We start from the raw sequence: 20601 nt of genomic DNA, 5'->3' as shown, positions 1-20601 counted from the left end.
ATAATCGTTACCACACCGCCGGCTCTTCGCGCAGGAACGGGTTGGTCTGGCGCTCGTGGCCAAAGGTCGACATCGGGCCGTGGCCGGGAATAAAGCGCATATCGTCGCCCAATGGCAGCAGCTTGGTGCGAATAGAGGCGATCAACGCCTGATGATCACCGCGCGGGAAGTCGCTGCGCCCCACGCCGCCGTTAAACAGCACGTCGCCGACCAGCGCCAAACGCGCCTGCTCATTGATAAAGACAATGTGGCCTGGTGTGTGCCCGGGGCAGTGCAGCACCTTGAGCGTCATTTCGCCCACCTGCATCTCATCGCCTTCCGACAGCCAACGAGTCGGGGTCAGCGGCGCACACTCCTCCAGCCCGAACATCCGGCTCTGCGCCGGCAAACCATCCAGCCAAAAAGCGTCCTCTTTATCCGGGCCGTAAATCGGCACCTGATAATGGTCTGCCAGCTCCGCCGCCGCGCCGACGTGATCCAAATGGCCGTGCGTCAGCAAAATCTGCGTGATTGTCACACCCTGCTTCGCCACTTCCGCTTTGATTTTTTCCGCTTCGCCGCCGGGATCAACCAACGCCGCCTGCTGCGTGTTTTCACACCAGATCAGGCTGCAGTTCTGGCTAAAGGCGGTAACGGGAATAAGATGGTATTTCATAAGGCTCCAACGACAATAACGCCGCCTCTGCAAGGAGCAGCGTTATTCACTGAGGGCACCGCGATTACCAGCTCCGAACCGGGCCGGTATCGATGTGCACGAAGTTGCTACGTGGGTAATATCCTACACCACCGGCGCGCATTTTTAACGCCGCTTTACGGATATTACTCAATTGGATACCTTCAATGTGGAAATCCATCGCCTGGCCCTTGGTATGGTAGCTGTGCTTGGCCACGCCGCGGCTGTGCGCGCGCAATTCGTTGTTGGTATCTACGGAGCGGTAACCGGAGATCAGCTGCACCGGCTTGCTGGTGCCCAGCAGCCCCTGCAGGCGATAGAGGTGATCAAACAAGCTGGGATCGATCGATTTAACCTTGTTGGCGCGATAATCGCGGAACAGATGATTTAGCCGAACCAACTCTTCTTTATTGTAGCCTTTGCCGTCAAAGAACTCGGCTTTAATAGATTCACCGGTATTCAGGTTATTCAGCACTAAAATACGCGGTCGAGCGGTGGAAAGACTGGCAAATGCCTGCCCTGGAAGCAGCGCTATGCCCATAGCGGCGCCACCTAGCGCCAGCCATTTACGGCGATGATGATCAATTTTGTCCATGACTCTGTTAAACCCGGCAAGAATGTCAAAATAAATGCACAAAGCAGCGCACTGTCCGAACCATAACCGCCTGCGTATGCTGAGTCAACCCGCGATACGCCTAGGTTTACAGGCCCCCGCCTACGAGGGCCTGCGGTATAGCCAAACATTCTGACCGTTATTTATTTATAATTACTGCATTTACTGCATTAATTTTTTGGCCTGAGCCAAAATTTGTGCGCCCGATCTCACCGTATTATCATAATTGTAAATATCTGTACGGAATTGCGGTTGGCCATCATCCGAAACCCAAGCAGTCAGATAATACAGTTTTACGGGAATACGCTGGCGAATATTCACATAAGTGGTATTGCCTTCTTTCAGCGTGGAGGAAACGCGGCTATTGTTCCAGCCGGCATCCTGCAGCAGCATATTCGCCAAATCGGAAGCCTTGTTCACCCGCACGCAGCCGGAGCTGAGCGCGCGGATGTCTTTCTGGAACAGGCTGTGGTTCGGGGTATCGTGCAGGTAGATGGCATCCGAGCTCGGCATATTGAACTTGAAACGTCCCAACGAGTTGGTGGCCCCCGGCGCCTGACGGACGCGATACGGGAAATTGCGCGCGGAAACCATGCTCCAGTCGATCATCGCCGGGTTGATCACTTCCGCATCGTTGCTCCAGCCTGACAGCACGGTATAGCCGTGTTTCTGGAAATAGTTACCGTCGCGCATCGCCTTCGGCACAATATCCTCACGCACCAGAGTGGTCGGCACGTTCCAAGGCGGGTTGACCACCACGTTGTTCAATGCGCTGCTCATCAGCGGCGTCTTACGGCTCGGCCGCCCGACGATAACGCGGGAGGACAACACTTCGTTGCCGTTCTGATAGTAGGTCAGCGAGTAGTTGGGAATGTTCACCATAATGCCGGTGCCGACATGCCCCGGCAAAATGCGCAGGCGCTGGATATTCAGCGCCAACAGCGCGGCGCGGGTTTTCGGTGACACGTTGAGCCACTCGCGGGTGCGCACGCCGATCACGCCGTCCGCCGTCAACCCCTGCCATTTCTGGAAACGCTTGACGCCCTCCACCAGCTCGTTGGTATAGAGGTTGTCGCTCACCACGCTGCCGATCTGCGGCGGCGTCTGTTCCGCGGTCAAGTCCGTCACCGGCGCCGCCGATGGGCTCACCGTCACGCGGCTTTTCTCTTCATCTACCGTCAGCCCGCCGTCGTCGGGTTCATTGCTCTTCGCCGAAACCACCGCCGGTTCCGGCTCCGCTTCCGGCGCCGAGGCGGCCAGCATGCCGGTGCGCGTCAGGATCTCACGCAACGCCGGGATATCGTTGCTCATTTGGCCAGGGCGCAGGCTCGGGCCACTGCCCACCTGCGGCCAGGGGCGGTTGTCCGCCAGCATGTCACGCAGCGCCTGATGCATCTTGGCATATTGCGGATGCTGCGGCGCGAGCGAATTTACGTAGCTCAGGGTTCGCGCCTGGCGCACCGCCAGCTGCCATTGATTGATCACCGCCGTGGGCGGCAAACCAAGCTTGTAGGGAATATTGCTGTACAGCCAGTTGTTGCCGTTGGCGCCGATGGCGGATACAAACTGCAAATAACCCAGCATCGCATCGGACAGCACCGCATCGCGGCCCGCTTCACTGAGCGCCGGATCGGTCAACATCTTCACCCACTGGGTGAACTGCGGCTGCACGCCGGACATCGCCAGTTCGGCCAGCTGCTGTTGAAACTGCTGAACGGCCTCGCGATCCTGCCACATCGGCTGCATATGATTCGCCGCATACAGCGGCGCCAGCGTGGAAAGGTAGTGCAGATCCATACCGCGCGGCAACGCGGCCAGCAGTTCAGAACGACTCTGCGCAACGGACATGCCTGCTGTTGCCACCGGTAACGCCGTTACGGTGGCCAAGGCGGAAAACGACGACACAAGACTACAGGCGATAGCGCCACTCAGCGCCAAACGTCGTAGAGAGTTTCCCTTTTTAAGCAACATCCCTTGCCCCCTGTATGCTCACAAAAAAAACGTCAAAAATTGCATATAGTTTCAGTATACAAACAGAAAGGCCGTTTCGCCCTACGGGCGTCGAATAACTGTTTATCTGATTAAACTAACCGCTTTTCAACGGATAAAAAAGCAGGACTATCATCCACGCGCACAAAAAAATAGCCACCCTGCGGCGGCTATTTTCGGATTTTTAGGGCGTTTTTCTGCGTTATGGCGTTTCAACCGGCGCAGTGCCCAGCGCCGGCGGCTCGCCGGCGAAACCGCGAAGCCCCACCACGTGCACATGCTCGTGGTTCTGGAACACCTTACGCACCAGTTTATAGGTGGTGCCCTTCTCCGGACTGATGTTTTCCGGCGCCGCGATGATCAGCTGCATCTCCAGACGATCGCACAGTTCGAACAGCGTGGCGATCGACTTGGCATCCAGACGCGCCGCTTCATCGAGGAACAGCAGGCGACACGGCGAGATATCTTTACCGCGCAGGCGGCGGGATTCTTCTTCCCAGCTCTGCACCACCATCACCAGGATTGACATCCCGGTACCGATGGCTTCACCGGTAGACAACGCGCCGCTTTCCGCACGCAGCCAGCCGTCGGAACCACGGTACACCTCAACTTCCATTTCCAGGTAGTTGCGGTAGTCCAGCAACTCCTCGCCGATGGTCTGCGGCGTGCGCTGCCCCATGTCGATCTGAGGATTCAGGCGCTGATACAGCTTGGCCAGCGCTTCGGAGAAGGTCAGGCGGTTGCTGTTGAACAGATCCTGATGCTGTTCCTGCTGCTCGGAGAGCACATCCAGCAGAGTGGCATGCGCTTCGCGTACATTGACGTTCAGACGGACGCTCTTCACCTGGCCGAAGGCAACGGCCTGCAGACCCTGGTTCAGCATGCGAATGCGGTTCTGTTCGCGCTGAATGGTTTTGCGAATGATGTTAGCCACGCTTTTCGAACTGATCGCCAGCTTCTGCTCGCGCGCTGTCAGCTCTTCGGTCAGACGGCCCAGCTCGATTTCCATCTGCTCGATGGCCTCGACCGGATCGTCGGTGCGGATGATGTCCTGACGGATACGCTCGCGCAGGTGTTGGTACACCGCGATATAGAACTGAATCTTACGCTCCGGCCGCTTCGGATCTTCCGACAGGCGCAGCACGTCGCGCAGGTGTTCGTTATCCGCCACCGCCAGACGCAGCGCGCCGAGCGCCTTATCCGACATCGAGCGCAGCTCGTCGCCATCCATATACGCCAGCTCGCGGCGGTGCAGGCGGCGTTCCACGCCGTTGTCTTTCACCAGGCGCATCACCGCGCACCACCCCGCCTTGGCGGTCACCACCTGCTCGCGCAGCTGATGATAGTCGCGTTCCAGCTTCCGCAGTTTCTTCTGCAGGCCGTCCATTTCGGCTTCGCAGAAGGTCAGCTGTTTCTCCAACTGATTGCGGCGAGCGCGGTTGTTGCTCAACGCCGCATGCAGCTCGTCGCGACGCGCGCGCGCGCGCGCTTCAGCGTTGGCGTCGGCCTGCACGCCGATATCCACCAGCTCCTGGCTCAGCTCTTTCAGCATGTCGCGCTTGGCGTCATACGAGCTTTTCAGCGAGGCCAGCACCTGGCTGTATTGGGTGAACTGGGTTTGATACTGACGCAGCTGCTCACGGGCGCGGGCGCGTTCGGCTTCCGCCTGCTCCAGACGCTGACGCAGCTTGTCGTTGAGATCGTTGTTGGCATTCTGCATGCCGGCGGAGTCGGTATAGCTGAAGTGCGCGCGACGCTGCACCACTTCTGTCAACGCGAACGCCTGCTGTTTAGCCTGACGCTGCACGCTTTGCGCCTGCGCATAGTCCTGCTGCAGCTGTTCATGCTGCTGCGGATCGCTCTGCAGCACTGACAGCAGCGGCTCCAGTTTGGTCAGTGACACCCCGTGCTGTTGAATGTGGCGCGCGGCGTCCTGCGCTTCTTCCAGCTCTTCGCGGATCTCGTCGACGCGATCCTGCAGCGTTTCATCGTTCAGCAACGACACCAGCGGCATCAGGCGGTTGAGCGCGGAAATGCCCTCTTTGGCCTGGTCGTACTGCTGACGCTGCTGCTGATTCTGCGCTTCGTGATTGTTCAGCGCACGCTCAATCTCGCCTCGACGGGCGTTCAGACCGCGGATCTCCGCTTCCGGATCGGCGTCGAACGCCACCGCCAGATGGGTGCCGATAAAGCGGCTGAAAGCCTGGTGCGAGCGCTGAGTTTTCTGCACGTCGAACGACAGCGTGGCGTAACGCTCCGCCAGCGTTTCACGCTCGGCATGCAGCACCTCCAGCCGGTTTTCGCGCGCCGCACGGCCGAACAACGGCACTTCCGGGTAGCGGGAATAACGCCACTGGCGATCGGCGATCTTCACCACCACCGCTTTGTCCTGTTCTTCGACGGCAAATACGCTGTCATCGAACGACTGCGGATCCCCTTCGATCAGGTAAAGATCTTCCGGGCAATCTTCCAGTCCTTCCAGCATCTCGCGCACCAGCGACAGATCCGGCACCACGATGGCGTGGCGCGAAGGTCCATACAGCGCCGAGAAGTAAGGTGCGTCATCAATAGTGACGTCATCGTAAATTTCCGACAGCAGCACGCCGCCGAAACGTTCGGCCAAGGTGACCAGGCGTTGATCTTCCGCGCCGCCCGGCTGGCTGAGGCGCTCGATCTGCGCTTCCACTTCGCGCTTGCGGGCCGCCACTTCGTCGCGCTCGACGGTAGTTTCACGCTCGCGCTCCAGCAGTTGCTGCATGTATTCGGTCACCTGCTGGCTGTTTTCCAGCGGCTCCCCGCTCTGATCGCTGAGCTGGCTCAGGGCATCCTGCGCCGCCAGCCACACCGGGGCGCGCGCCGTCAGCTCACGGATGCGCTGCTGGATCTGTTCCAGCTCCTGGCGCATCTCCATGCGGCGTTCGCCGGCTTCGCTGACGTTCTGCGACAGCGCTTCCAGGCGCTCTTCCAGCTCCTGCTGCAGCATGTCGAGATCGTCCGGCTGGTACTCTTGGCCATGGCGTTTGCAAAACTCTTGCAGCAGGCGCTCGGCGTCCTGCTGCGAGCGCAAGCGCTGCTCCAGTTCGCTCAGGCGCAGGCGCAGCGGCTGAACGCGCTCGGCTAAGTGCTGCTGCGAAGGCCAATCGCGCAGCAATTCGCGCGCGCACTGCCAGGCTTCGCTGCGGCTGACCTGACCGGCGATTTTACCCACCAGCTGATAGGCCTGTTCGAACTGGCCGTGCGCGGCGTCGGCCACGCTCAGCTTCTGTTCCAGCATCAGCAGCGCTTCGGTCGCCTCCTGCTCGCGGGCCTGGAAGGTATCCAACCACTGTTCGGCATTATCGGCAGTCAGGTCCGGCAGTTGGCACAGCGCGCGCGCGCGCTCCAGTGCCTGCAGCGCCTGCTGGTACTGAATGGCGCGGGTCTGCTGCACATCGAGCGCCTGCTGGTAGTCGGCCAACTGGCTCTTCAGCTCATCCACTTCCAGCTCGGCCGCTTCGGCGCGCGCTTCGTTTTCGGCCTGTTGCTCGCTCGCCTCGGCCACCACTTCGTTCTGCTCTTCCAGACGGTAGGTCAGCTCTTCCAGATCGGCTTCATAGCGTTCGATCTTCTCCTGCTGACGCATGGCCGTCTGCACCAGATTCAAGTGGTCGCTGGCGGCCTGGTAATCGGTTTCCAGATCGGATTCAGCGCCGCTCTGTTCGCTCAGCTCGCGCGCCATTTCCACATGGCGATACTGTTCGGCGGCCAGCTGCTTGCGGCTGCCCAACAGATCGCTGCGCAGCGCCAGCGCGCCGTCCAGATGGATTCGGCGTTCGTTGGCATGACGCATATAGTCCGCCGCCACATAGGAGGTGGCCTCGGAGATCAGATGCTTGAACAGGTCGCGATCCGACTGGGTGACGCGGATCGCTTCCAGCGTCATGCGGTTTTCGCGCAGCGCCGCTTCCATGTCCTGGAACGCCTTGCGCACGCCGCTGTTTTCCGGCAGCAGGTAATCGCGCAGCGAGCGGGTGATGGCGCTGGAAATACCGCCGTACAGCGACGCCTCAATCAGACGGTAGAACTTGCTGCGATCGGCGGACGAACGCAGGCGTTTCGGGATCACGCCCAGATCGAACATCAGCGAGTGGTAATCGGTGATGGAGTTGAACTGCTTGAACTGCACGCCCTCCATCTCTTCCACGCGCTCTTTCAACTCTTGCAGCGACAGCACGCGCGCCTGGCGCTCACCCACGGTCTGGGTCAGCAATTCAGTCGGCTGTACCGCGGTCGGCAACCCCTGAATGGTGAACGGTTTGATATCGACCTTGCGATCGCGCCCCGCCACCTGCTGCAGACGCACGCCAACCACCACGCGCTGGTGGCGTGAGTTGACGACGTCAAGGGTGGAGTAACACACGCCGGCGCGCAGCTTGCCGTGCAGGCCTTTGTCGCGTGAGCCGCTGGTGGCGCCCGCTTCGGTGGTGTTACGGAAGTGCAGCAGCGTCAGGTCGGGGATCAGTGCGGTGACGAAGGCCGCCATGGTGGTGGATTTCCCCGCCCCGTTACCGCCGGACAGCGTGGTCACCAGCTCATCCAGATCAAAGGTGCGGGCGAAGAAGCCGTTCCAGTTAACCAGCGTCAACGAGCGAAATTTACCGCGTTCAATCATTCCTGTTCATCCTCTGCACCGTCAGGAGCGTTATCAACCTGCTGATCCTCAGCGTCATTCTCATCGTTCAGCGACAGGCTGGTTTCAACCGGTATCGCCTCGCCGTCGCGAATCATGCGCAGCTGCGCTTCACGCGGATCGTCGCCGCTGCGCACGTCGGCGCCGAAGCGGAACACCGCCTCGGTAATGCGGAACTTGCTGCTGTCATTGCCCATGAAATAGACCATGCCGAGGCGGCGCAGGCGGTTCAGGGAAGTGCGCACCTTTTCGTGCAGCTTCTGCCGATCGAGATCCGAACCGGTGGAGCGCTGGTTGACGAACTTCAGCAGCTTGTTCTCATCGGCCAGGCTCAGCAGCTCGTCGTACAGCTCCTGATGACTGAAAATGCCTTCGTGCGCCAGGCGCTCGGGGCTGAGATACAGGTAGCACAAGATCTTACCCACCATCATATCCAGCTCGGACAGCACCGAACGCGGGATCAGCGTGGTGGAGCGCGGGCGCAAATAGAAGAAGCCTTCCGGCGCCCGAATCAGCTCGACGCTGTAACGGTTGTAAAATTCTTCCAGCTCATCCTGGAAATCCATTAAAAAGGCGTGATTGTCCAGCTCATCGATACCGATGTGACGACCCGCGCGCAGTTGGCTGTCCAACGCCGGAAACAGCGAGTTGGACAGCGCCTTGGCCAGCTTGACTGGCATTACTTGTTCAATATTTGTCGATGACATGGGCCTGGACCTTGGCTCCGTAATCATTGATTGCCTGCCATTCCGCCGGCAACCCTGAGAAATCTGCTTCAGCCACACCGAGGCGAACAGCCTGGTCGACCACTAAGCGTGCCACGTCGAAATGACGCGCACGCGGATATTGCGCCAGGTAATCGCGCATCACCGCCGCAAGGTTGAGCGGCATCTGCTGTTCCTGGTACACCTTCAGCGCCTCTTCGATCATCGCCGCCAGCTGTTCGCGAATCTCGCTGAACTCTTCGAATTCCAGATCCGGCGGCAGTTCCCCGGTCACTTCCTCGCTGCGCAGCGCCAGTTCTTCGTCGCGCATGTCCAGCAGACGATCGGCATTGGCATGGGTCAGCGCCCACGGGTGGTCGAAATAGGTTTGCACCGACTGACGCAGGCGCTGGGCGAACACGCGGTTTTTGTCCATATCGATAGCGGTACGGATAAATTTATGCACGTGGCGATCGTAGCCGATCCACAGGTCGATCGCCTGCTGGCCCCAGCTGATGATGCGATCCAGCTTGCTTTGCAGATCGAACACCAGCTTGTCGACGAAACCCAGCTCCACGTTGCCGAGGGTTGCGTCCTGGATGCGCAGCAGGTTGGCCTGCAGCTTATCGCCCGCCGCATCCAGCGTATCCTGCAGCTCGCGCAGGGTACCCGAGGTTTCCGACAACAGCATCTCGCAGCTGGAGATCGCCGCCCGCCAATCCTTGCTCAGCAGCGCCGCGATGTCGTTCTTCACGCTCTGCTGCTGCTCATCCATCACGCGTTGGGTCATGTCGATGCTGTCGAAGATTTCCGCCACCGAATATTTCAACGGCGCGAACACGTTGCGGTGCCAATGGAAATCGTCGCCGCCCTCGTCGGCGGCATCGGCGGCGCGTTTGAGTTCCTGCGCCACGATCGACAGCTGCATCGACAAACGCAGCGTGGAGAATTCGCGTTGGCGAATATAGTAATCGGTAATGCCGATACCCAGCGGCGTCAGGCGGTAAATCGCGTTGCCGTCCGCCAGCTCGCTGGTAAAGCGGTTCAACAGGCGCTGGCGCACCATGTCGTTAATCGCATTGTTGGCGCGCATCGCCACCGTTTCATGCGTCTGTTCAAAACCCTTGCTGACATGGCGAAATGCATCAACCAGCTCACCTTCGCTCATCTCGCCATCCAGTCGTTCGCCGTTCAGGGTGGCGATGGCGAGCAGAAATGCGAGACGCTCCGTAGGGAGCGAAATAGAGAAATCATTTTTCCGTGCCCAGGCGACCAGTTCGGGTACTGTCTGGGAAAATTCACTCATAGTTCGTCCTTCAGGTTTGGTTTATGCGCCATGACGTGAATATAGCGCCCCAAACTCACGTACGGCTCCTGCCGGCAATAGTGCTGTTCAAGCGCCAGTAACTCTTCAAATTTTTGTGTTTGCAGCTGTCTGCTCTGCAGATAGTCGTGGAACACCCGCACGCCGGTTTTGCCGCCGATGCGCATGCCCAGCTGTTCCAACCAACCGTAGACCAATAGCGGATCGTGCGGATATTGCGGCGACAGCGAACGATTGCGGCGCCGTCTGACCTCGGGATCCACCAGTTGGAAATTACCCAACACCACGTTGCGCATCAAGAGGCCGTTGGCGTTGAAGAACATCAGCGACAGCGCGCCGCCCGGCGTCAGGCAGTCATACAACGCCTGCAGCGCCGCTTCGGGCTCGGCGATCCATTCAAGCACTGCATGAAACAATATCAGATCAACCGGCTGTTCCAAATGTTGAGCGATATCCTGCGCAGAACTTTGTACGAATTGCATGTTCTGGCTCACACCTTTCTGCTCCGCCAGCTGCGCGGCGCGCTGGATCATCTCACCAGAAAGATCGCACAACAACACCTGATGTCCTAATTCTGCCAGTTGGCAGGCCATATGGCCTTCACCGCCCCCGGCGTCGAGAATGCGCAGCGGCCGCTGCGGCAACTGCGCCAGCAGCCCGGTCAGATCCTGCCAAACCACCGCCTGGCGGATTTTTCCTTTCGTGGTGCCGTAAATATTACGCGCAAATTTTTCAGCAATATCGTCAAAATTGCGATCCTGCATGGACAACGGCTCCGCTGATCTCAGTCTTGTCGGCGGCAAAGCGCACGCCCATTCAAACCTGCTATTTTGGCACAGACTGGCTTAGAATGTATCTTCTTGCGGCCTGTTTATACCTGGATGCCGATTTTTCACCCAAAAGGATCTGATTTTCGATGCTGTTCAACCTGAAAAAGTTCTTTGGCGCCCTGCTGATGCCACTGCCGCTGTTGATGCTGCTGATGGGGCTGGCGCTGCTGCTGCTGTGGTTCACCCGCTGGCAAAAAAGCGGTAAGACGATTTTCACGCTGAGCTGGCTGTTTTTACTGCTTTTCAGCCTGCAACCGGTGGCCGACCGGCTGCTGCGGCCGATCGAAGCCGAATACCAGACTTATCGCGGTAACGATCCGGTCAGCTACATCGTCGTGTTGGGCGGGGGCTATACCTACAATCCCGATTGGGCGCCCAGTTCAAACCTGCTCGGCAACAGTCTGCCGCGCGTCACGGAAGGCGTGCGGCTCTACCTTGCACATCCCGGCGCCAGGATGGTGTTCACCGGCGCGTCCGCCGGCCCCATGCAAAGCAACGCCGCCACTGCGGCGCTGGTGGCCGAAAGCCTGGGCGTGCCGCGCAGTGATATGGTGATCTTGGGGGAACCGCGCGATACCGAGCAAGAGGCCGCTCAGGTCGCCAAGTTGGTCGGCGAGCAACCGTTCATTCTGGTGACCTCCGCCAACCATCTGCCGCGCGCCATGCGTTTCTTCAAGGCTAAGGGGCTGCATCCGATCCCGGCGCCGGCCAATCAGTTGGCTATCGACTCGCCGCTGAATATCTGGGATCGCGCCACACCGTCGTCAATGTTCCTCGGCCATACCGAGCGCGCCTGGTATGAAACGCTGGGTAGCCTGTGGCAATGGCTGAAGGGCGCAGATAGCGCCGGCGCAGAGTAAAGCCCGTTCAACCGGCTAGCCAGGGCAGCAGCTGTTGCGACGCATAGTCGAACGGCCGCCGCTCCAGCTTGCCGGTATGGATCAAACGCCCTACCGCTTCCCATACCGCATATAGCCAGCGCCGCGCCAGGAAAGCGTCGGCGACCGGCGCCCGCTGCAGATAGTTGAACAACAGCTGGCTGGGCATGCCCGCCTCGCAGAGGCGGAAAAGATCGTATTCGCGCGGCGCCCACAGCACTACGCCGGGGTTGAGCATCGCCAGCAGTTGATCGGTTTTGGGATCTTTCAGCATGCTGCGCAGCGATAAGTTACCGTGCACCAGAACACAGGGATCATCGACGCCGACGAAGAAATGGGTCAGCGTTTCACGCGTGCGGTACAGCAAACGCCGATCCGCCATGGTCAACTGCGGGGTGGTGAGATTGACCACCGTCGCCCACAACACTTCGACCCGCTGTTGATACCAGCAAAACCAGTCATTCTCCTGCGTGCTGTCAACGCTGCCGACGCTGCCGTGGCTGTCGATGCGGTGCCAGGCCAATATCCCGTCAACGATCTGCTCCATCAGCATATTCCAGCGATCCGGCGAGCGCGTCGGCGCCTCAGCCGACACGCCGCGCAGGCGCTCGATCAGCAGGATTTCCGTATACGGCGCCTGGTGGGTGCACACCACGCCATACACCGTAGGCAGGCGAATATCCCCGTCGCGCGCCAGCATCGACAGCTTGTACGCCTCCTGCTGGGCGATGCCCCGACAGATAAAGCTTTTCGCCATCAACGGGATCGCGTTGCCCTGCCGATCGTACAGTGAATACATATGCGCATAAGGCTGTTCGCTCACCCGCTCCAGCCGGCTGATGGACTCACCCAGCACAATGCTCAGTTCGGCGCGTAACTGCTCCATAAGGCATTCACCTCAGGCTAATTAGGGGGGATGCGTAACATCATCAAACGGCGAGCGGAAAAATTCTTCAACGCAGATCAACAAAACGGGGATCAATAATGGGGGTGTTGCCTCGTCGGCGCGTTGCGCGGCGCGCCGACGAAATCAGGCTCAAGGTTGAATGCTGTCGCGCACGCGCTGGAGGTCTTCCGGCGTATCGACCCCCACGCTCGGGATCGCTTTCGCGACCGCCACGTGGATCTTTTCACCGTACCACAGCACGCGCAGCTGTTCCAACAGCTCGATCTGCTCCAGCTGGCTCGGCGCCCAGCTGACGTAGCGGCGCACGAAGCCCGCGCGGTACGCGTAGATGCCGATATGACGCAGCAGGCTGTCGCCGATGCTCTCTTTCGACGCGGCGAAACGCTCGCGATCCCACGGAATGGTGGCGCGTGAGAAATAGAGCGCGTAGCCCTGCGCGTCCATCACAACCTTCACCGCGTTGGGGTTGAAAGCCTCTTCGGCGCTCTCGATCGGCACCGCCAGCGTCGCCATGCCGGCCTGGCTGCCCGCCAGGTTCTCCGCCACCTGCCGCACGATCACCGGTGGGATCAGCGGTTCGTCGCCCTGCACGTTAACGATGATCTGATCGTCGGCAAAGCCGTAGTGCGCGATCACTTCCGCCAGACGCTCGGTGCCGGAATGGTGATCCGGGCTGGTCATGCACACTTCGCCGCCGGCGGCTTCCACCGCTTTGGCGACTTCAGGATGATCGGTCGCCACGATGACGCGGCTGGCGCCGGACTCACGGGCACGCTCCATCACGTGCACCACCATCGGCTTGCCGTGAATATCGGCCAGCGGTTTGCCCGGCAAACGGGTTGAGGCGTAGCGGGCGGGAATAATAGCGATAAAACTCATGCGTGCTTCTCATCCAGCGACAGCGCACGCGCTTCATTTTCCAACAGTACCGGAATGCCGTCACGCAGCGGGTAAGCCAACCCGTCCGCTTTGCACACCAGCTCCTGGTTTTCTTTATTGAAATAGAGTTTGCCGTTGCATACCGGGCAGGCAACGATTTCGAGTAAACGGTGGTCCATGCATCCTCCGCTAGGGGATAGGTCATCTGGGAAAGGCAGTGAGGATAGCATAATGCCCGGCCCCAGGTTAATCATCGGCAGCGCCAACCCGCCGATATTTCCTCACTGCGTCAGCGTGACAGCTTGAACTGCGGCGCATCCCGGCGTAGAATTTTGTGATGAAAATCACAAAAGAAAGCAGTGATACATGATCAAACGTCTGCATAAAATCATCGCTCTGTTCGCTAACTTCAGCCACTGAGCCCCTTTGTAACGAGCGACGCTTCACTTCGTTTTACCCCACCGACGGCGTCGCTCGTTATCCCACTTCCCAGCCGGCACCCCATTCAGCGGCTAACGCGGCCGGAATGTCGCCCAGCGCGACGCGTTGCGCACCGTGCCATTTGGCCGTGCGCGCGATGGCCTGCCGGATATCCTGCGTTCGCTGTTTGCCGAAGCGCACCTGCGGCTCCGCATGGAAACTGATGATCTCGAAGATGCCCTGGCGACGGTGCGCCTTGGCGTCAATCCGCCCCACCAGCTCGCCCCGATGCAGCACCGGCAACGTGAAGTAACCGTAGCGGCGTTTTTCTTTCGGCGTGTAACACTCCAGCCGATAGTCAAAGTTGAACAGTTCGAGCGCCCGGCGGCGATCCCACACCACCGGATCAAAAGGCGACAGCAGGCTGGTGACCGTCGATTTCAATTTGCCCTGCTCCGCCAGCGGCAGCAGTTCCGCCAGTGATTCATGCACATAGAACTGCCCTTCCAGCCCCTCTACCTGCACCGGCGAAATTTCCCCCTGCGCCTGCAGCTCTGCCAGCAAGGCTTTTGGCGCCACGCGTTTCAGCCGATAATAATCCGCCAACCATTCGGCGCGAAAAATGCCCAGATAGCGGCAGGTGCGATGCAGCATCTGCCGGCGCGCCCGCTCCGCAGGCAGCGCATGACGCGCATCGTCCCAGGCCGGCAGCAGCCTTTCGGTCAGCTCGTAAACCCGGTGGAAGTTGCGACGCTCGGCCACCATCAGCTTGCCGGCGGTAAACAGGATCTCCAGGTGCCGTTTCTCCGGTTTCCAGTCCCACCACCCGCTGTTGCCTTTCTTCTCGGCGCTGAAATCGGCGGAACGCACCGGCCCCTGTTGTTCGATGTGCCGCAGCAGGTTGTCCATCGCGGCCTGGTGCTGCTGCACCCAGTCGGCCGAGTATTTCCAGCCCATATCATGCGGCGCCAGCATGCGGTGGCGCAGCAGACCAAAATCTTCGATCGGCAGGAAACAGGCCTCGTGCGCCCAATACTCGAACAGCTTGCGGCCGGCGAGCGCCTGCTCAAGCCACTCCGGCTGATAGGTTCCCAAACGGCTGAACAGCACCAGATACGGGCTGCGAGCGACGACGCTAATGGTATCGATTTGTAACAGCCCCATGCGCTGGATCGCGCTCACGACGTCATCGGGCCGAGCCTGGCGTTTAAGCGGAGAAAGCAGTCCCTGGGCGGCAAGGTGCAACGCGCGAGCGGCGGTAAGGGAAATGGTCGGGGTGGTCATCCTGATATCCGTGGCGAGTAGGCAATGGCCTGATAATAGTGGATATCGCGGGATTTATCTTCGCCAGTGCTTGCGGGTGGCGACACCGGCACTGGCGAGGAAGGAGGATGCGATCAGAACGCGATAACGTCTGCCGCGGACAGCCCATGCGAGCTGCGATAGATCGAGAACTCAACGTTCTGACCTTCGTTCAACGACTTATTTTTGGTGTTGGCGATAGCGTTGCGGTTGACATAGATTTCGTCGCTGCCATCTACCGGTGAAATAAAACCATAGCCTTCGGCCTGATTAAACCATTTCACACGACCCATTTTTAACACAGTATTTTTAAACATAACTTATATCCTTTTACTTGAGCATCCTTGACAACGTCATTTTTTATATTGTCTGGACGCTACCAGCCCATCCTAAAGTTTTTCGTAACAAACCTCTCGTGAGCAAAAAAATAAAAAACCCGCACTAAGGCGGGCTTGTTGAACTTAATATCTTCCGCATGACTCAGCGCTGAAGCGTCACCATGGTTGTATTAAGATCTCTTTATACGCGTTCCCTGTCTTCTTACAGAGCAACTACGTTGGCGGCAGCCGGCCCGCGCGGGCTGTCCTGGATGGTGTACTCGACACGCTGGCCTTCAGCCAGGGTCTTGAAACCGTCGGTCATGATTGCGGAGAAGTGTACAAATACATCTTTGCCGCCGTCGTGCTGCTCAATGAAACCAAAACCTTTGCTTTCGTTGAACCACTTAACTTGACCAGTCTTCTTAGACATTACTTTTACCTTTAAATATATTTACAAAACCTGCCATAAGAGGCAATTGCGGCCATTTCAGAAACATTACTTATGGGAGGTACTTAGAAGGTTCGTCTTTGAAGCGGAATCGGATGATAACGTTTTTGGAGGAACTGCTTAACTCTAAACTCGAACATAAATAGGTCTGGATTACAGGCCGACTTGCATTTACTCATAAAAATGGTGAATGCACAAGAGGTTTATTGCAATAAATTCATCATTACGCCGAATTTATTTTTATCCCCCTGAATATACATGACTTAATTTAACGCTCGCCGCGGCCGATCCACCGCGTTCCTCTCCTCACCGGAGCATCATTTGCCCGTCTGAGCGCTGCAAATGAGAGCTAACGCATAAAACTCTAATATGCTTGACGCTGCTATAACAAATCCCAAATCAGATGGCTAAACTTGAGGGGAAAACAAGGCAGACGGCTTTTTCGCCAGCACTTTTGCCGCTAAAAACACGATTTTTCAGATTATGCTGAATCAAGGAGCTATGCGCATGACCGCCCAGCAGTTCGTTTCACCTAATGAAATCCGCGCCAGATTCTCTCACGCGATGTCGGACATGTATCAAAAAGAGGTACCGCTGTACGGCGATCTGCTGGAGCTGGTGGCGGAAACCAACCGACAGGTTCTGCGCGAAGATGCCGCACTGGCTCATCAACTGCAAATCACCGGCGAGATCGAACGCCTGGCCATGGAGCGCCACGGCGCGATCCGGGTCGGTACGGCGGACGAACTGGCCACCCTGCGCCGCCTGTTCCGGGTGATGGGCATGGCGCCGGTCGGTTACTATGATCTATCGGTGGCGGGCGTTCCGGTGCACTCCACCGCTTTTCGCGCCATACACGAAGACGCGCTGCAGATCAGTCCTTTCCGCGTGTTCACCTCCCTGCTGCGCCTGGAACTGATAGAAGATCCCGCGCTGCGTGCGCTGGCCGAGCGCTTGCTGGCGCGCCGCCGTATCTTTACCGATCGCGCGCTGGAGCTGATCGCGCTGCAGGAAGCGCAAGGCGGGCTGAATGAAGTGCAGGCGCAAGAATTTGTCGAACAAGCGCTGGAAACCTTCCGCTGGCACAACCAGGCGACGGTCAGCGCCGAAGAATACCGGCAGCTGCACGATCAGCATCGCCTGATCGCCGACGTGGTGGCGTTTAAAGGGCCGCATATCAACCACCTGACACCACGCACGCTGGATATCGATCGCGTTCAGCAAGCGATGCCCGGCCGCGGTATTACGCCCAAAGCGGTCATCGAGGGCCCGCCGCGCCGCCGCCGCGCGATCCTGCTCCGCCAAACCAGCTTCAAAGCGCTGGAAGAAAGCGTCGATTTCGTTGAGCACGACGGGCACGCCGTCGCCGGTCACCATACCGCGCGCTTCGGCGAGATCGAACAACGCGGCGTGGCGCTAACGCCTAAAGGACGCGAACTTTACGACCGTTTGCTGCAGGCGACCAACGATGCGTTGCAGGCGCCGCCGAGCGAGAAGAATGCCGAGCGCTACTATCAACTGCTGGAGGAAAACTTCCGGGCGTTTCCGGATGATTACGCCACGCTGCGTGAGCAACAGCTGGCCTGGTTCCGCTATTTCCCGACCGAATGCGGCCTGGCGGCCAAAGAGTCGCTGGATAAGCACAGCACCCTGGAACAACTGATCGAGAAAGAACACGTTCGCTTCCAGCCTCTGGTGTATGAAGATTTTCTGCCGGTCAGCGCGGCGGGGATTTTCCAGTCAAACCTGGGCGACAGCCGCCACGCGCAGTACAACGCCGCTTCCAGCCGGGCAGCGTTTGAACAAGCGTTGGGCAGTGAGGTGATCGACGAGCTGGCGCTGTATCAGCAAACCCAGCAGCGTTCGCTGGAAGCCTGCGCGCAAGCCTTGGGACTTGCCACGCTGGCATCCTGAGATTACTTAGTCAGCAGAGATTCGATATCCTGCAGCAATTGCTCAGCCTGAGCGGAAGGTAGCACCGCATCAACCGGCAAATACCACCAATTAGGCTGGGCAAAGGCGCGACACTTCACCGCGTCCTTCTCCGTCATCAACAGCGTTTGATCGGCTGCAACCAGCGCCGCCAGCTGTTCCTGCTGATATTCCTGATGATCGGCAAACGCCACTTCCTGTACGACTTCGACGTTCAACTTTTCCAACGTCGCGAAGAAACGCGGCGGATGGCCGATGCCGGCCATCGCCACCACGCGCGGCAGCTCAGCCGCCGGGCGACGTTCACCGCTCAGCAGGTTCACCGCATCACGCGCCTGCAGGCGCATGGCAATTTCCCCGGCCTGCGCCACGCCGCCATTGGCGACGCGCGCATCGACGCTGCCAAGCCGCGCGGCACGCTCGCGCATCGGCCCGGCCGGCAACCACCAGCCGTTGCCGAAACGACGCACGCCGTCGATGACCACCAGCTCGAAGTCACGCTGTAAAGCGTAGTGCTGCAAACCGTCGTCGGTGATGATCACATCCAGCGGCTGTTGTTGCAGCAGGGCCTGCACCGCCTCGGCTCGCTTGGGCGCGATCGCCACCGGCGCACCGGTACGTTGATAAATCAGCACCGGCTCATCGCCCGCCTCGCGGGTCGACGTATTCTGACCGAGCACCAGCGGATAAACCGCCGACTTGCCGCCGTAGCCGCGTGACACCACGCCAACGCGATAGCCCCGCTGTTGCAGGTGTTCCACCAGCCAAATCACCATCGGCGTTTTGCCGTTGCCGCCGGCGGTGAGGTTACCCACCACCACTACCGGCACCGGCGAACGCCAACTTTTACGCAGGCCGCAGCGGTAACTGAGACGGATCAGCCAACTGAACAAGCCATAGAGCCACGAGAGCGGCAATAGCGCCAGATAAAGCAACGAACCGCCGGACCAGATGCGCTCAATCATTATTGACCAAACTGCATGCGGTGCAGCTGCGCATAGGCGCCTTGGCGCTCAAGCAACTCGGCGTGTTCACCGCGTTCGACGATGCGGCCGTCCTCCACCACCAGGATCTCGTCCGCCTTCTCAATGGTCGACAGACGGTGCGCGATCACCAGTGAAGTTCGGTCTTTCTGCAGTTCGTCCAGCGCGGCCTGAATGGCCCGCTCGGACTCGGTATCCAGCGCAGAGGTCGCCTCATCCAGGATCAGGATCGGGCAGTCACGCAGCAGCGCGCGCGCGATGGCAATGCGCTGGCGTTGGCCGCCGGACAGCATCACGCCGTTTTCACCGATCACCGTATCCAGACCGTTTTCCATCTTGTTGATGAAGTCCATCGCGTACGCCATTTCCGCCGCTTTCTCAATCTGCTCGCGGCTGTATTCGCTCTCGCGCGCATAGGCGATGTTGTTGGCGATGGTGTCGTTGAACAGGTGCACGTTTTGCGAAACTAGAGCCACCTGATTGCGCAGCGAGGCCAGGGTATATTCACGCAAATCGTGGCCATCCATCAGGATTTCGCCTTCCTGAATATCGTAGAAGCGCGTCAGCAGGTTGGCGATGGTGGATTTACCCGAACCGGAACGGCCCACCAGCGCGACGGTCTTGCCTTCAGCGATTTTCAGGTTGATATCACGCAGCGCCGGCGTGTCTTTGGCCGGGTAGTAGAAGGTGACGTTACGGAATTCGATGTCGCCTTTCGCACGCTTCACTTCGCGGGTGCCGGTGTCTTTTTCCTGTTCCATATCCAAAATGGAGAACAGCGTCTGACAGGCCGCCATCCCTCGCTGGAACTGGGCATTGACGTTGGTCAGCGACTTCAGCGGACGCATCAGCGCGATCATCGACGAGAACACCACGGTAATGGTACCGGCGGTCAGGGTTTCCATCACGCTTGGGAAGCTGGCGGCAAACAGCACGAACGCCAGGGCCAGCGAAGCAATCAGTTGAATGATCGGATCGGAAATGGAAGACGCGGAAACCAGTTTCATGCCCTGTTGGCGCATGCGGTTGCTCACCGAGTTAAAACGCTCGGTTTCTACTTGCTGGCCACCGAAAATCAGCACTTCTTTATGGCCTTTCAGCATCTGTTCGGCACTTGTGGTCACCTGCCCCATGGTGTTCTGCATGTTCTTGCTGATGTTGCGGAAACGCTTGGACACCAGGCGAATGGCGATGGAGACGATCGGTGCCAGCACGATCAGGATCACCGACAGCTGCCAGCTGTAGTAGAACATCATGATGAACAGGCCAATGATCGAGGCTCCTTCACGCACCACGGTCACCAGCGCGCTGGAAGAGGAGGAAGCCACCTGCTCGGAATCATAGGTAATGCGCGACAGTAAAGTCCCGGTGGACTGCTGATCGAAGAAGGCCACCGGCATTCTCATCATGTGGCCAAACAGGCGGCGACGCATTTGCATCACCACCATGCCGGAAACCCAGGAAATGCAGTAGCTTGAAACAAAGCTGGTCACGCCGCGCATCAGCATCAGCGCAATCACCGCCAGCGGCATCCACACCAGCACGCTGCTGTCGGTTTTTCCAAACCCATCGTCCAATAACGGTTTAAGCAGAGACAGCATCAGCGTGTCCCCCGCTGCGTTCATAATCAACGCAATGGCGGCCACAATCAGCCCGGTCTTAAAAGGAGTGATCATCGGCCAGAGTCGACGGAACGTCTGCCAGGTCGAGAGATCTTTATCATTCATCAT

At 58.9% G+C, this 20601-nt stretch carries 17 protein-coding genes; 2 read left to right on the top strand and 15 right to left on the bottom strand.

The genetic code is table 11. From position 1 onward, the window contains the following. Positions 1-7: 7 nt before the first annotated feature. The 7 genes from IT763_RS08070 to cmoM all read right to left on the bottom strand — a co-directional run bounded on the left by IT763_RS08070 (position 8) and on the right by cmoM (position 10736). A complete protein-coding gene (locus IT763_RS08070) occupies positions 8-655 on the bottom strand; it encodes an MBL fold metallo-hydrolase (protein ID WP_048796528.1) in 648 nt (215 codons plus the stop codon). A 64-nt stretch (positions 656-719) separates the two neighbouring features. Further along, on the bottom strand, positions 720-1268 hold the full coding sequence (locus IT763_RS08065; protein ID WP_004928217.1) for a YcbK family protein: 549 nt from the start codon (positions 1266-1268) through the stop codon (positions 720-722). Positions 1269-1448: 180 nt separating this feature from the next. Beyond that, positions 1449-3257, bottom strand: a complete 1809-nt coding sequence (ldtD, locus tag IT763_RS08060) for a L,D-transpeptidase (protein ID WP_072009677.1) — start codon at positions 3255-3257, stop codon at positions 1449-1451. A 220-nt stretch (positions 3258-3477) separates the two neighbouring features. Next, complete coding sequence (mukB, locus tag IT763_RS08055) at positions 3478-7926, bottom strand: chromosome partition protein MukB (protein ID WP_016928310.1); 4449 nt, start codon at positions 7924-7926, stop codon at positions 3478-3480. Further along, a complete protein-coding gene (mukE, locus tag IT763_RS08050) occupies positions 7923-8651 on the bottom strand; it encodes a chromosome partition protein MukE (RefSeq protein ID WP_206195326.1) in 729 nt (242 codons plus the stop codon). The genes mukB and mukE overlap by 4 nt, the downstream gene beginning before the upstream one ends. Further along, positions 8632-9954: a chromosome partition protein MukF gene (gene mukF, locus IT763_RS08045; protein WP_004928228.1), complete on the bottom strand. Its 1323-nt coding sequence runs from the start codon at positions 9952-9954 to the stop codon at positions 8632-8634. Before mukF ends, mukE begins: the two co-directional genes overlap by 20 nt. Beyond that, positions 9951-10736 (bottom strand): tRNA uridine 5-oxyacetic acid(34) methyltransferase CmoM, encoded by a 786-nt coding sequence (gene cmoM, locus IT763_RS08040; RefSeq protein ID WP_206195325.1) that lies wholly within the window; start codon positions 10734-10736, stop codon positions 9951-9953. Before cmoM ends, mukF begins: the two co-directional genes overlap by 4 nt. 152 nt (positions 10737-10888) lie before the next feature. Here cmoM and elyC point away from each other — a divergent pair, with 152 nt between their 5' ends. Continuing rightward, positions 10889-11662: an envelope biogenesis factor ElyC gene (gene elyC, locus IT763_RS08035; RefSeq protein WP_015377333.1), complete on the top strand. Its 774-nt coding sequence runs from the start codon at positions 10889-10891 to the stop codon at positions 11660-11662. A gap of 7 nt (positions 11663-11669) precedes the next feature. Here elyC and IT763_RS08030 read toward each other — a convergent pair whose 3' ends face one another. The 6 genes from IT763_RS08030 to IT763_RS08005 all read right to left on the bottom strand — a co-directional run bounded on the left by IT763_RS08030 (position 11670) and on the right by IT763_RS08005 (position 15938). Beyond that, positions 11670-12566 carry a YcbJ family phosphotransferase gene (locus IT763_RS08030; protein ID WP_206195324.1) on the bottom strand — a complete coding sequence of 299 codons (897 nt, stop codon included), beginning with the start codon at positions 12564-12566 and terminating at the stop codon, positions 11670-11672. 150 nt (positions 12567-12716) lie between these two features. Beyond that, on the bottom strand, positions 12717-13466 hold the full coding sequence (gene kdsB / locus IT763_RS08025) for a 3-deoxy-manno-octulosonate cytidylyltransferase (RefSeq protein ID WP_004928235.1): 750 nt from the start codon (positions 13464-13466) through the stop codon (positions 12717-12719). After that, complete coding sequence (locus IT763_RS08020; RefSeq protein WP_004928237.1) at positions 13463-13645, bottom strand: Trm112 family protein; 183 nt, start codon at positions 13643-13645, stop codon at positions 13463-13465. The genes kdsB and IT763_RS08020 overlap by 4 nt, the downstream gene beginning before the upstream one ends. A gap of 298 nt (positions 13646-13943) precedes the next feature. Next, positions 13944-15170, bottom strand: a complete 1227-nt coding sequence (locus IT763_RS08015; RefSeq protein WP_079449438.1) for a winged helix-turn-helix domain-containing protein — start codon at positions 15168-15170, stop codon at positions 13944-13946. Between the two features lie 113 nt (positions 15171-15283). Then, positions 15284-15505: a cold-shock protein gene (locus tag IT763_RS08010; RefSeq protein WP_004928241.1), complete on the bottom strand. Its 222-nt coding sequence runs from the start codon at positions 15503-15505 to the stop codon at positions 15284-15286. Positions 15506-15728: 223 nt separating this feature from the next. Next, positions 15729-15938: a cold shock domain-containing protein gene (locus IT763_RS08005; RefSeq protein WP_004928244.1), complete on the bottom strand. Its 210-nt coding sequence runs from the start codon at positions 15936-15938 to the stop codon at positions 15729-15731. Between the two features lie 525 nt (positions 15939-16463). On the opposite strand from IT763_RS08005, the gene IT763_RS08000 reads away from it, so the two are divergent. Next, positions 16464-17870 carry a VOC family protein gene (locus IT763_RS08000; RefSeq protein ID WP_016928315.1) on the top strand — a complete coding sequence of 469 codons (1407 nt, stop codon included), beginning with the start codon at positions 16464-16466 and terminating at the stop codon, positions 17868-17870. A 2-nt stretch (positions 17871-17872) separates the two neighbouring features. Here IT763_RS08000 and lpxK read toward each other — a convergent pair whose 3' ends face one another. Further along, positions 17873-18853, bottom strand: coding sequence for a tetraacyldisaccharide 4'-kinase (gene lpxK / locus IT763_RS07995; RefSeq protein ID WP_016928316.1), 981 nt, complete (start codon positions 18851-18853; stop codon positions 17873-17875). After that, entirely contained in the window at positions 18853-20601 is a 1749-nt protein-coding gene (gene msbA, locus IT763_RS07990; protein ID WP_110146850.1) for a lipid A ABC transporter ATP-binding protein/permease MsbA, read from the bottom strand. The genes lpxK and msbA overlap by 1 nt, the downstream gene beginning before the upstream one ends.

Source organism: Serratia sp. CMO1 (genome assembly GCF_015689115.1).
Classification (GTDB): Bacteria; Pseudomonadota; Gammaproteobacteria; order Enterobacterales; family Enterobacteriaceae; genus Serratia; species Serratia marcescens.
Note: the sequence above shows the minus strand (reverse complement) of the source record. Positions and strands in the feature narration are given on the sequence as shown.